Source organism: Streptomyces gilvus, from assembly GCF_022513565.1.
Taxonomy (GTDB): domain Bacteria; phylum Actinomycetota; class Actinomycetes; order Streptomycetales; family Streptomycetaceae; genus Streptomyces; species Streptomyces gilvus.
In genome coordinates this window covers 25,566-37,200 of sequence record NZ_JAKWBE010000016.1, presented here as the reverse complement: position 1 = coordinate 37,200, position 11,635 = coordinate 25,566, and the positions used below count along the sequence as shown (strand labels likewise).

The window sequence follows — 11,635 nt, the reverse complement described above, 5'->3', positions numbered from 1 at the left end:
GCGTGGACGGCCCACAATCCAGCCGCGCCACGCGCCTCACGTCCGCCTGTTACCGCCGCGCGCTACCGCTTCTCGAGGCTGACCGGCACGACACTGCGCAGCCGGGCACAGCGTGGACACCGCATCAGCCGGCCGGGGCCGAGCCGCTCGGCCTGCTGCATCGGGAACGAAGCGGTGCTGAAGACGTGCCCATCGGCACAGCGGACGACGGTGCGCTCCATCAAGTCCATGAGTCCCTTCCCCAAGAGCCGCGCCCGGATGCTGCTCACCGGACGACAAATGCCACATTACGGGATCAAAGGAACGACTCTCCAGGCGGCACTCCGACCTCACCCGGACCCTCTCCCACCCCTCCACCGTACGCCCCAACTCCCGCGCCCCGCAGCCCCATCGCCCCCCTGAAACGCACTCAGACCCCACGGCTTCAGCGCCGGGGGTCTGGGATGAGGTAAGGTAACGATGCGTTCCGACACCGATCTCGGTCGGCGTCTTACGCGGGTGTAGTTTAATGGTAGAACATCAGCTTCCCAAGCTGAGAGCGCGAGTTCGATTCTCGTCACCCGCTCCATGGCTGAGGCCCAGGTCAGAGACCCGGGCCTTTTTGCTGTCTGTGGTGATCAGCGGTCGCGTGCCAGATTCGTGCCAGATGGTTGATCGTCGGGGGCAGTGAGCTCTTGTTCTGGCACGGGTGCAGCTTCCTGGCGTGCCTTGCGTACGGTCGCGTCGAGACCGGCTGCAACTTCCTGCTGTCGGTCGTCGTCGGAGTGCTGATAGATCAGCGCGGCCTTCTCGGACGACTGGCCGGCGCGGACCATCGTGTCCTTGAGGGTGGCGCCGGAACGGGTCGAGAGCGTGTGTCCGGTGTGGCGAAGGTCGTAGAAGCGGAAGCCCTCGGGGACGCCGACGGCGATACGGGCCTTGCGCCACTTCCGGCCGAAGGTGCTGCGGCGGAAGGGGGCGCCCTTCTCGCCGAGGAAGACCAGCCCGTCAGGTCCCTTGCCCGCGAACAGCTCCATGTGGATGCGCAGCTCCGAGCGGAGGAACTCCGGCAGGTAGACGGTCCGGGTACCGGCTTCGGACTTGGTGTCGCCAGGGGCACGTCGGCCGTTGGTGCGCTCCGGCTCGGCAAGGCGAACCGTGATCTTCAGTTGGTCGACGTTGATGTCCCGGCGACGGAGGCCCGCGAGTTCCTCGGGACGGAGAGGGCCGTAGGCGCCCAGGTAGACCATGAGGCGCCAGCGGGGACCGAGCTGATCGGCGAGGGCGTCGACCTGGGCGACCGTGGCGATGCGGCGTTCGGCTGCCTTCTCCTTTCCGGCACCCTTGATCCGGCACGGGTTGCGCTTGATCAGGTCGTCGTCCACGGCCGTCTCCATGATGCCTTTCAGGAGCCGGTACGCCTTGGCGGTCGTGGTCTTGGCGCCGGTCGTACGAAGACGCTCAGCACGCCATTCACGCACCCTGGGTGCGGTGATCTCGTCGAGGTCCGAGTCGCCGAAGGTCGGAAGGATGTGGTCGTCGAGGAGGTAGTGGTACAGGTCCTCACTCAGTACCGAGAGTTCCCGTTCCTCGACCCACTTCTCGGCGTACACCCGGAAGTTGACCGATCCTGCCTCCGGGTCGCGCCACTCCCCCCGCCTGATCTCCGTCTGCTTCTCGGCGAGCCAGTCGTCAGCGTCCGCCGTGGTCGCGAAGGTCTCCGGAGCAGGGCGCATGACGCCGTCCGGGCCTGGATAGCGTGCCTGATAGCGCCCGGACGGAAGCCGTCTGATCGCGCCGAAACGGCGGCGCCTGCCCTTACCGTTGGCCATCAGGCAGCCCTCCTAAAGCTCGGGCGAGGCCGCCTCAGGGGCTGAACCGTCCGGGCCTCGATGAACTCCTCCACCGCGCTCTCCGGGATGCGCACATGCCGGCCGACCTTCACGTACCGGATGCGCCGCTCCTCGATCAGCCGCCGGGGGAAGCGGGCGGTCGTGCCGAGCAGCTCGGCAACCTGGTCGACGGACAGGTACCGGTCCTTCATGCGCTGGGCTCTCCTTCCGTTCCGGGAGCGGGTTCGAGTGATGCGGCAAGCCAGGCTTCGGCGGAGGACAGGCCGGTCCCGGCGAAGACCCAGTGGGCGAGGACGTACGTGGTGTCGGTCTCCCGTTGGTTCGGTATGGCGTTGGCTTGGGCACGGCGCCATTCGGCGCGGGCGTCGCGGAGGGCGCCGAGGGTGGTGGAGTAGCGGCGGGACTTGGTGGAGAAGTGGCCGCGGAAGCCGAGCATGTGGGCCCAGGCGCGCAGGCGGAGGTGTTCCAGGCTCTTGCGGGCGCCGAGGCCCCAGGCGGTGCGGATCAGCCGGCGGGCATGGTCGCTGATGTCGAGCTGGGCGAGTTCGGCGACGAACTTCAGGGGGCGGTCGAGAGCTCCCGTGGCTGTCTCGGCGCCCTTGGTGGCGTACTTGGCGATGTACGCCGCTACGGCCCGCTCGGTCAGCTCCTGGCCGTCGTTGAAGTCGGCGGACTTGATGGTGCGGACGTCGAGTTGGCGGCCGAAGGTGAAGGTGTGAGTGCGCCTGTCGACGACCGGGCCGTCCACGCGAACCTTGGTGGTGGCCGTGCGGATGGCGTCGGTGAGCAGTTCGGCGGTGGCCCAGAGAGGAGGCGGGGTGTCTCCGCCGCCGGGGCCGTCGATGCGGATGACGGCGTGGAAGTGGACGGCGCCGCGCTTCTGGTACTCGGCGACCTTGGCGAACGACACGCGCGCGTGGTCACGAAAACGGCGCTGCGAGAGCCCCGCGCGCTTGGCGACCTCGCGGCGCAGATACGTCGAGAAGCGGCGCCAGAGCTGACCGGCGTGGGCATTCCAGAGCACGGCCGCCTCGTAGTCGTACGAGTCTGGGGCAAGCGGGGTGCCGAGTGCGTCGTCGTCCTGGTCGTGGTGGACGCCGCAGCGGCAAGTACGGCCGCTGGAGGGGCGGTTGTGGACAGGGCCGAAGCTCGGGGCGGTGAAGGTGGCGAACACACGTGGGTGGGCCGCGACGTGTTCCGGGATGCCCTTGCCACCACGCAGCCCGGAGGTGATCAAGTGGAAGGTGTCGCGGCGGTAGACCTCCGCGCACGGCGGACAGCGGGTCGTGCGGCGGTTGTTGCAGCGGACGAGGAGTTGGCCGGCGGGAAGCTCGGTCGAGTCGAGGTGACGGAGGACGGCGCCGATCTCGCCGGTTGCTGTGTCGACGTCGTACTCGGTGCGGTGGCCGTCCAGGCGGATCGGGTGGGTGCAGCCACCGAGGGTGGAGAGCTGACGGAGGATACCCGGCAGCGTGCCCTGGGAGGCCAGGTTCGCGACTTCCGGGAGTGGGGCCGGAGTGGTGCGGGTGAAGATGGCGTTCTCCTTCTGGCTGGCTCGGTCGGGAGGAACAGGCCCCGGGGCGGCGAGATGCTTGGTCGTGTGCCGCCGCCCCGGCGGCCAGAGGGGGCGGGTTCAGCGCCGGGTGTGGTCGCGGAGCATCGAGCGCAGGACGACGGCGGCGACGGCGACGGAAATGGCCGTGACGGCGACGGCAGCCAGGAGCGCCGTGAGGACGACTCCACCGACGACCAGGGCGACGACCGCATCGCGGTCGATGGAGACCGACGGGAGCGAGCGCCGTACGGGCATCGGGTCGGTCGGGGCGTGAGTGTGCGCGGGCGGCGGAGTCGGGCCGTCGGGGTACTTGGGCAGGAGCACGAGGAACCCTTTCTTATCTTTCTTATCTACTCGTCTAGTCATGTGAGCCGTTTATGACGTCCACGCCGGAGCGCGTACCGGACTCGATGGCGGGGGCCACGAAGGTGTGGGAAAGCCAGAAACCGAAGAGGGCAATCAGGACGACGATCCAGGTCCGGACGCCGAGGAACTTGACCGCTCCCCATGCGAAGAAGCCGAGGACGAAGACGAGCGGGAGGCTGACGGTCACGGGGGTGGGAGTCCTCTCAGCGGACGGGGCAGCGGTGGGTGCGGGCGGCCAGTTCGGCGGCGGCGCGGCTGTCGTAGTCGGCGGAGAAGCCGCAGCGCGGGGCGGTGCAGGCGGCGGTGTGCTTCTCCTGGCCCCGGTTGTCGTATGCGGTGCCGACCTGGACGGGGCCGATGCGGGTGACGTCCCGGAAGCGGCGGTTGGCGGTCATGGTCAGTCCTCCTGTCGCAGGCTGGAGCCGGGGAACTCGTGCAAGGTCCGGGCAGCTTCGGCGGCGTCCGAAGTGCGATCGGCGGCCTCTTCGGCCAAGAGCCGGGCCAGCGTCGGACGTCCGGCGTCGGCCATCTGGCGGGCCGCTTCGAGGTAGTCGGCGGGAGTGTTGAAGCAGAAGAGCGGCATGGTTCCTCCTGTTCAGGCGAGTTGTGCGGCGATGGCTTCGGCCATGGGGTCCGGGACGCCGAGGCGGGCACGGAGGGTTGGGGTGTCGATCGGCGCACCGGTACGGGTGTGGTGTTCGGCGGCGACCTTGCGAGCGTGGTCGACCAGAGCAGCCGGGACCGGAACGACCGGACGCTCGGGCGCTTCCTCGACGGCCGGTTGGGCGGGTGGCGCGGGGGCAGGTTCGAGCGCGTCCTCCTGATCCTCGACAGCCTCGACGTCGCCCTCGAGGTCGATGTCCTCTGCCGCCGCCGGGGCGGAGTGGGCAAGGAGCGTGCCGCCGAGGAAGGCGACGGCAGGCCAGCCCGCGACGAGGATGCGCAGCCATGCCGGCACATGGGTCATGTCGAGCAGTCCGGCGGTGGCGACGTTGGCGCCGAGGGATGCGGTCAGGGCGATGACGAACCAGCACCAGGAGGATGCTTTTGCTCCCCCGGAGCGCAGTCGGCGCCAGGCGGCGACGAGCAGCAGGTCGACGCTGATCGGGTAGGCCCACGCTTTCCAGCCGTCCTGTCCGGCCGCCGCAGCGATGTCGTGCAGGTGGGCGAAGGACAGCGCGGCGGCGATGAGCGCCTGGACGAGTACCGCGTCGACGCGGGCCAGCAGGGCGCGCACGAGGCGTCTCCTTCCGGGATTCGGGCATGGCGGGGGTAGGGACGTGGCGTGAGGCGGTCACGCCGACCGGGGTTGGGGTGGAGGGTCAGTCGGTCACCGGGCGCGGCTTGAGGACCGGGGACGGGGCCTCGACCGGCCGGACGGGCACGGCGGGGCGGAAGGGCTTGAGGGCGGGCAGGTCGGGGACCAGGTGCGCCGAGTCGCGGCAGATCTCGGCGGCGTCGCCGAGGGAGAGGTACGGGGTGCGGATGCGGGACCAGCCGCCGGAGGTGTCACCGGCGACGGCCAGGCCGGGCAGTTCGGGCGCGATGGCGCAAGCGGCCATCACCGCTTCCGGGGCGATGTCGCCCAGCGCCATCTTGGCGGAGCCTTCGTCGTTGACGCGGTGGCAGACACGACCAGTCAGCTGCGCGCGGAGCATGGTCGCACCCTTGCCCAGCTCGGCGCCGAAGCGCTGCCCGCACACCTCCAGGTAGATGCCGGCGGCGCGGCCGAGTTGGGCGAGCCGGATGAGCTGGGTGACCATCTCGTCGCGCCGTTCCTCGTCCTTCTTCGTTGCGACGAGGAAGAGTTCGGCCACCTCGTCAACGAACAGCACAACGGGCACGGGGCGTTCGGTCTCGGGCAGGCCCCAGATGTCGGAGGTGATCTCCTCGTCGGGGGTGTCCGGGGCGATGCCCTGCCGGGCCTTGATCAGGTCGTATCGGTCCTCCATCTCCTGCACGAGCACGGGCAGCAGTTCAGCCGCCTGCTTGGGATTGGTGGCGAGCGCTGACATTCGGGCCGCGAACGGCGCGAGCTCCACGCCCCGCTTACAGTCGATGCCCACCAGGGCGACCGGCTGTCGGGCGAGGCCGGTGATCAGGTGACGCTGATACATGGACTTGCCGGACAGCGTTGCGCCGAGGGTGAGTTGGTGCGGGATGGTGCGGTAGTCGCGCACGAAGGGCGTGGCGTCCTCGCGCAGGGCGACCGGGATGCGCAGGTACCCACCGCCGAGCTTGCGGGGCATCCGCACGCGCCGCAGGACGTCGAAGCCGACGAGCCGCAGCTCGACCACGCCCGGCTTGACGGTGGTGACGTACACGGCGTGAACGCCCCAGGCGTGCCGCAGCCGTTCGGCCGAGGCGGCGACGTCGGCGGGTTCCTGCCCCGGGGCGAGCCGCAGCCGGATCCGCAGCCCGGTCGAGGTGGGCCGGATCAGACCCCGGCGCGGCGGCACCGGCCGCACCTCACGATTCGTGGTCGCCCTGACCGCCAGGACCCGCAGCCGGGACGGCGCCACGGTCAGCCCGCACGCGTCCATGACTGAGCCGTACGAACCGAGGAGCCTGGCGGTGGATATCGGCAGGCCGACGGTGGACCAGTACACGCCCGGATGCTTGGCCCGGGTGTAGGCGGCCCCGCCGCCGAGCGCGGCGAGGGGACCACCCACCTCCAGGAGTGTCGTCAGGTCGGTCATCAGGCGGCGGCCCCCGCAGCGGCCGGGAAGGCGGCCGGAGTGACGGCGGCGGCACGGAAGGCGATGCCGTGCCGCTTCTGCCCGTTGAACACGGACTCCCACGGCCGGGCCACCAGCCCCGGGAGCGAGACCGGCGCACCCAACGCCAGCCCCTCGGACACCCCGCTCTCCGGAACGGTGACCTTGATCAGCGAGGACTCGCCGTCCTCGATGTGGACGACGCCGATGGTCATCAGAGCCTCACCGCTGACGGCGTCCTTGGCGATCTCGCCCGTCTGCCGGTCGCGGACCTTGGGCTCGGGAGCCTCGGTCAGCAGGATCGTCGCGGCCGAGGTCTCAACGCGGATGGTGCGCAAGTAACTTCCCCTATCTACTCGTCTATATATGTAGCTTCCTGCGAACCCGATTCCGGGAACGCGCGAACCACTATGCCTCACAACTTGCCCACTCGTCTATACGAGTAAGCGTGTTGGGGTGTACGAGTCCGGGAATCGCCCCCGCGCACCACCGCAAACCATGACGATCAGGTCGCAGGAAGCTGGTACGACAGCACGTATGCGTCAGCTGCCATCACGGTGTCGCATACCTCCACGGCTCGCCCTTCGGTGTCGAAGGCGGTTCGGATCAGGTGAATGACCGGCACGCCGGAGGCCAGCCGGAGCGTCTTCACCTCGGCGGGCGAGGGCATCCGGGCGCGGATCTCCTCCTCAAAGTGGTCGAGGCGGTGGCCGAGCTCTTCGAGGCGGGCGTAGATGCCGCCGGGTCCGGGGTTCGGTTCGGCGATCTGCGTACCCCGCGCGATGTCGAGCGGCAGGAAGGACGTGGCGAACTCGACCGGCCGCCCGTCCAGCAAATACCGGCGCCGACGAGCCAGCACCCGCCGCACGGACCCGAGCCGCGCGGAGACGTCGGGACTGGCCTTCTCCTCCTTGACCTCCAGCGAGTCGACCTGGGGGTGGCTGCCGGCGGCGTCGGCCTCGACGATGAACGCGGACTTGCCCTGCTCCCGGTGCCGCCGCGCGAACCGGTCCGAAGCCAGGCGCCGCACGGGTGGCCGGGGCCGGACGAAGACCCCCTTGCCGTGCTCGGCGTGCACCAGCCCTTCTCCCTGGAGGATGGAGAAGGAGTTTCGAACCGTCATACGGGATACCCCGTAGTGCTCGACAAGGTCGGCTTCCGAGGGCAGCTTGTCGCCCTCGTGGAATCGCCCGCGGTCGATGGCCTCACGCAGTTGGTCGGCGATCTGCCGGAAGACCGCACGATCACTCGTGGGGTCGAGGTCACCGAGGAGGCCGGAAGGAAGGGAAGGACTCACGCGCGTACTCCTTTAGGTATCTAGACGTGTGGGCGAGTCTTGTTGCTACGGTGGAGAGCCTAGCCAGCCGAGAGGGCCGAGGAACGTGAGCATGGACCGTCCGCACTCCGTGAGCGTCGCTGGAGTGATCGTCGACGCCCATAATCGGGCCCTCTTGATCCAGCGCCGCGACAACGGAAAGTGGGAGCCCCCGGGCGGCGTCCTCGAACGCGAGGAAACCATCCCTGAGGCGCTGCAACGCGAAGTCCTCGAAGAGACCGGCATCAAGATCGCCCTTCCGGCGACCCTGACCGGCGTCTACAAGAACATGACGGGCCTGATCGTCTCGCTGGTCTTCCGCTGCCAGGCCGCCGACGGCACACCGACCACCGGCGACGAGACCCGCGCCCTGCGCTGGGCCACCCGTGAAGAAGTCTCCGACCTTGCCGACGAGGCGTACGCGATCCGCGTCCTGGACGCACTCGACGCGACGTCCCCGCCGGCCATCCGCGCCCACGACGGCGTGAAACTCGTCTAGTCCGAACCCGCTGCACATGGCGGCCTACCAGCACGAAGGAACTTGTATGCACGAGTATACGAGTACAGCCCGGGTCTGGGGGCTCACTTGCCCAGGATTTCCGGAAGAGGTCAGCAGGGCCCGCCGCTGGGCCCGCGACATCCTGCGCGGCTCGCCCTTAGCGGAGGACGCAGAGCTGATCGTGAGCGAGCTGAGCGCGAACGCGATCCTGCACACGGCCAGCGGGCATGAGCGGGGCAGCTTCCACCTGGCCCTGGCGGTATCGGCACAGGCGATCGCCCTGTCAGTGACGGACGAGGGAGGCACGGGCACCGCCCCGAAGGTCGAGCACCAGGACCAGGAGGCCGAACACGGCCGGGGACTGGGCATGGTCAGCGCCATCGCCCACCGGGTCGTGGTCCACGACAGCGACGGCGGCCACACCATCACCGCGGAGCTCTTCGCCGACCAGCACGCGGGAGGTCACCCGTGCTGACGAACAGCCCAGCGCAGGGCTATTGGTGCGAGTGCTGGACCGAAGACCTCACCGCCCGACGACGGCCCACGCTCCTCGCTTCCTACGACGCCTACACCGCACCCGAGGCAGACAACTGGGTGGCCGCCACGCTCCGCACCATCACACCGGCCCTCGACCCGGAAGCCTCCGACGAGGCATGGGAGTGGCTGTACGACGGCCGCATCAAGGCACGCAGAGCCCTCTTACGCTTCGAGCCATGCCAGGTGTCCATCACCCAGGACGGCACCCGCGTCACCTGGACGATCCGACCGGTGCTCTTCCTGCCGCTCGCCAACCGCCAGGGCGTCGAACTCCCCGCCTGCGCATACGACTTCAAGCCCCACGCGTCCGACTGAGTTACAACTTTCTCTACGGGTTCAAGGCGGCTCGCTCCGCTCACCGCGCGCGGCCCGGCCCCCGGCCGGGCCTGCGCTCCTGTCTCCGCCCCGCTCCAGCCCGGCCGGCGCCCGTGCCGCGCTCAAAGCATGCAGCCACCTGACGCCAGAGAAGGGGTACGTCGTGGCTGGGGCGGTCGGCTCCACGGCTTTACGGAGCCACTTTGGCGCGAGCCTCGAAGATCATGGCCCCAACGTCGTGCTTTACCGGGCAGGTCCACAGACTGCCCGACGCGCCGGAAGCTTACGGGGCCATGATCACTCGCGCCAAAGCAGCGCCACCCCAAAGCCGCTCCGCCGCCCTGCGCATGCAAGGCGCACCTGCTGCTAGCGATTGACCCGATTTACTGTAACTGTGGAATCCCCAGCCGGATTTCCCGCGTCATGGTCCGACACGTCGATTAGAAGCCTAAAGAGCCACACCAAGCGAAGCGACCTTATGACGCCGAAGAGTATTAGGTACTCCGCAATCCAGCCACCTAGGCCAATCTCTTTTTTCGTGTCCGAAATCATGACGGCAAGACATCCAAACGAGACCAAAAGCATAGAAGTCAGAAGGCCAACCCAATTGCGCCTAAGGTGAACTCCGAACATCTGCCGAAGGATAGTCATTCGTTGGCCAGCACTGGTTGCATACTGGCTAATTGCGGCCGTTCCAAACCCGCCGACAATCGCTGCCACTGACGCAACTGTTGCATAAATATTCATGCGTTGATCGGCATCATGAGAGGCCAAAATGTGATGACCCTGCGTTAAGGCAAGCGCGCTTAGCGATACAGCAGTTAGGGCAAAGTCGACGATGGGGTGATGGCTCCATTGGTTATAGACGTAGCCCCATGCAGTGCGTACTGCGCCCATGGCGCACCCCCTTCAGGCTCAGATGGAGCCTAGGGCATGGCACTGACAGCGGCCCTCAGGTCACGATCATGCTCCGCCGCCGCCTGCATCACCGCTTGCACTGCCGCCTCATACCACGGGCCGGCGCCACCTCCGCGAGGCAGTGTCACTTGCTTGGACGCCGTAATGTGATCGACGACGAAGTTGATCTTGTCTTCGACGATGCTGCCATCGGATGCGGACAGCATCACGTCAGCGATGGCCCGATCGATCACCCCGTGGGGTCCAACGAGGCTGCCGAAATCGGAAAGGAACTCCTGCACACTCGCATGCAGGCGGCGTTCCCCCCTTGCTCTGGCGGCACTTCGAGAGAGTCCGCGCCCCTTTGGAATTTTGATAGTCAAGGTGATGAGGGCATCCGGGTTCTGCTTGTGGGCATGCCTCGCGAAATCACCTAGCCCTTCCACCGAAGTGGGGAACATCGATGTTGCGGCAGGACGCAGTCGCATCTCAAATAGGTTGACTGATTCGGCCGCCTTCAGTTTCTCCCAGGCATTCTTCCCTATCAGAGGGATGATTGCCAGATCCTCCTCAATCCCCGATCGCATCGCATTGAGCCATCGCTGCAAAGCTGTCGGCCTTGGGGCTGACGCACTCCCCTGAATTACGCCGATAACGTTCCCGTAGGGCAGGAAGCAGATGATTGTAGTGTCGACGACGCTCCGGTTTCCATCAAGCTGTAGGGCATCGATCTTTTGAGCCTCGTAATCAATTTGCTGCAAGTCGCCATCGCGGAGGCGGGCTAGCACTAAGTGCTTTCCGCTCGATGAATCGATAGGCTCACCAACGTACACATCGTCCTCATGGATCAGATGGCGCTCATGAACAGAGAGGGCCGCAAGGTTGTCCAGGACAAAGCCCCAGTCGATAGCATCGAACCGAAGGTTACTGGCTTCCTTTGCCCGAACGACCTCGTAGAAGGCGACGGTCTTCTTCCGCTGTCCGCTCAACTCGGCCCCCCAGAGCGTTGGTCATGTGCAGCTGTCAGATGCACCCAAGAGGATCAGTATGGGGACTTCAGGTGATAGTCCGTCAACCGGATCGTTCGATTCGGTGATGCGGCTGTCACGGATCGTTGCCCCCAACCAGGGGCCCACTCCCGTCGGCGCTTGTGCCAACGGGAGCAGGACTCCGAGCGGGACATCACTCGAAGCCAGTGCCAGACGCTGCAAAACACTCCATACTGGGCGCACTTGCGGGAGGGGGCTTCGGCCATGTTGAGACGGTGGGCGCAACGGCGCTACGACAAAGCGCAGGCGGAGTACTGGCAGAGCATGGAGCCTGTGCTTGAGCCCGGGGAACGGAAGATCGCTAGTTCCCCCGCGCGGATCCTGTGGGACGGCCCACAAGATGGCGTCCTCTTCCTTACCGACCGGACCATCTACTGGGGTGCATGGCTGGGACAGGGGAGGCGCACCAAACCCATGTTCGCCCAGGAACTCCGGGACTGTCCGAGCGCACGCATCGGCGAGCAAGGCACCTTGGACGTGGCAGCGGGCGGCGAGGCCATCGGATCGTTCGCTTCGTTTGCGCCAGCTCCAGGCGCCCAGTGGAGCTTCACGG

At 67.3% G+C, this 11,635-nt stretch carries 16 protein-coding genes and 1 tRNA gene; 4 read left to right on the top strand and 13 right to left on the bottom strand.

The features are described from left to right. Positions 1-62: 62 nt before the first annotated feature. A complete protein-coding gene (locus tag MKW14_RS24140) occupies positions 63-230 on the bottom strand; it encodes a hypothetical protein (protein ID WP_165954844.1) in 168 nt (55 codons plus the stop codon). 264 nt (positions 231-494) lie between these two features. On the opposite strand from MKW14_RS24140, the gene MKW14_RS24135 reads away from it, so the two are divergent. Beyond that, positions 495-568 (top strand) — tRNA-Gly (locus tag MKW14_RS24135). A gap of 49 nt (positions 569-617) precedes the next feature. Here the strand turns inward: MKW14_RS24135 and MKW14_RS24130 are convergent. The 11 genes from MKW14_RS24130 to MKW14_RS24080 form a co-directional block, all read right to left on the bottom strand. Then, a complete protein-coding gene (locus MKW14_RS24130; RefSeq protein ID WP_240865282.1) occupies positions 618-1,811 on the bottom strand; it encodes a tyrosine-type recombinase/integrase in 1,194 nt (397 codons plus the stop codon). Then, on the bottom strand, positions 1,811-2,023 hold the full coding sequence (locus MKW14_RS24125; protein ID WP_240865281.1) for an excisionase family DNA-binding protein: 213 nt from the start codon (positions 2,021-2,023) through the stop codon (positions 1,811-1,813). The genes MKW14_RS24130 and MKW14_RS24125 overlap by 1 nt, the downstream gene beginning before the upstream one ends. Beyond that, a complete protein-coding gene (locus tag MKW14_RS24120; RefSeq protein ID WP_240865417.1) occupies positions 2,020-3,321 on the bottom strand; it encodes a replication initiator in 1,302 nt (433 codons plus the stop codon). Before MKW14_RS24120 ends, MKW14_RS24125 begins: the two co-directional genes overlap by 4 nt. Before the next feature lie 144 nt (positions 3,322-3,465). After that, on the bottom strand, positions 3,466-3,711 hold the full coding sequence (locus MKW14_RS24115; RefSeq protein ID WP_240865280.1) for a SpdD protein: 246 nt from the start codon (positions 3,709-3,711) through the stop codon (positions 3,466-3,468). A 34-nt stretch (positions 3,712-3,745) separates the two neighbouring features. Continuing rightward, positions 3,746-3,940 carry a hypothetical protein gene (locus MKW14_RS24110; protein ID WP_240865279.1) on the bottom strand — a complete coding sequence of 65 codons (195 nt, stop codon included), beginning with the start codon at positions 3,938-3,940 and terminating at the stop codon, positions 3,746-3,748. 16 nt (positions 3,941-3,956) lie between these two features. Then, the gene (locus MKW14_RS24105; protein WP_240865278.1) at positions 3,957-4,148 is read right to left on the bottom strand and encodes a mobile element transfer protein; all 192 of its coding nucleotides are present in this window, start codon (positions 4,146-4,148) and stop codon (positions 3,957-3,959) included. 2 nt (positions 4,149-4,150) lie between these two features. After that, on the bottom strand, positions 4,151-4,336 hold the full coding sequence (locus tag MKW14_RS24100) for a hypothetical protein (RefSeq protein ID WP_240865277.1): 186 nt from the start codon (positions 4,334-4,336) through the stop codon (positions 4,151-4,153). A gap of 12 nt (positions 4,337-4,348) precedes the next feature. Continuing rightward, complete coding sequence (locus MKW14_RS24095; protein ID WP_240865276.1) at positions 4,349-4,990, bottom strand: DUF2637 domain-containing protein; 642 nt, start codon at positions 4,988-4,990, stop codon at positions 4,349-4,351. Positions 4,991-5,075: 85 nt separating this feature from the next. Next, the gene (locus MKW14_RS24090; protein WP_240865275.1) at positions 5,076-6,452 is read right to left on the bottom strand and encodes an FtsK/SpoIIIE domain-containing protein; all 1,377 of its coding nucleotides are present in this window, start codon (positions 6,450-6,452) and stop codon (positions 5,076-5,078) included. Beyond that, positions 6,452-6,808: an SCO3933 family regulatory protein gene (locus MKW14_RS24085; RefSeq protein WP_055625151.1), complete on the bottom strand. Its 357-nt coding sequence runs from the start codon at positions 6,806-6,808 to the stop codon at positions 6,452-6,454. The genes MKW14_RS24090 and MKW14_RS24085 overlap by 1 nt, the downstream gene beginning before the upstream one ends. A gap of 167 nt (positions 6,809-6,975) precedes the next feature. Beyond that, on the bottom strand, positions 6,976-7,767 hold the full coding sequence (locus tag MKW14_RS24080; protein ID WP_115907211.1) for a GntR family transcriptional regulator: 792 nt from the start codon (positions 7,765-7,767) through the stop codon (positions 6,976-6,978). Positions 7,768-7,876: 109 nt separating this feature from the next. On the opposite strand from MKW14_RS24080, the gene MKW14_RS24075 reads away from it, so the two are divergent. Genes MKW14_RS24075 through MKW14_RS24065 form a run of 3 tightly spaced genes read left to right on the top strand, consistent with a single transcriptional unit; the run spans position 7,877 to position 9,136 of the window. Continuing rightward, positions 7,877-8,284 carry an NUDIX hydrolase gene (locus MKW14_RS24075; protein ID WP_240865415.1) on the top strand — a complete coding sequence of 136 codons (408 nt, stop codon included), beginning with the start codon at positions 7,877-7,879 and terminating at the stop codon, positions 8,282-8,284. 46 nt (positions 8,285-8,330) lie between these two features. Further along, positions 8,331-8,759, top strand: coding sequence for an ATP-binding protein (locus tag MKW14_RS24070; RefSeq protein ID WP_240865273.1), 429 nt, complete (start codon positions 8,331-8,333; stop codon positions 8,757-8,759). Beyond that, positions 8,753-9,136 carry a hypothetical protein gene (locus tag MKW14_RS24065; protein WP_240865272.1) on the top strand — a complete coding sequence of 128 codons (384 nt, stop codon included), beginning with the start codon at positions 8,753-8,755 and terminating at the stop codon, positions 9,134-9,136. The genes MKW14_RS24070 and MKW14_RS24065 overlap by 7 nt, the downstream gene beginning before the upstream one ends. Before the next feature lie 926 nt (positions 9,137-10,062). On the opposite strand, the gene MKW14_RS24060 is transcribed toward MKW14_RS24065, so the two are convergent. Further along, positions 10,063-11,022: a hypothetical protein gene (locus tag MKW14_RS24060; protein WP_240865270.1), complete on the bottom strand. Its 960-nt coding sequence runs from the start codon at positions 11,020-11,022 to the stop codon at positions 10,063-10,065. Between the last annotated feature and the right edge of the window lie 613 nt (positions 11,023-11,635).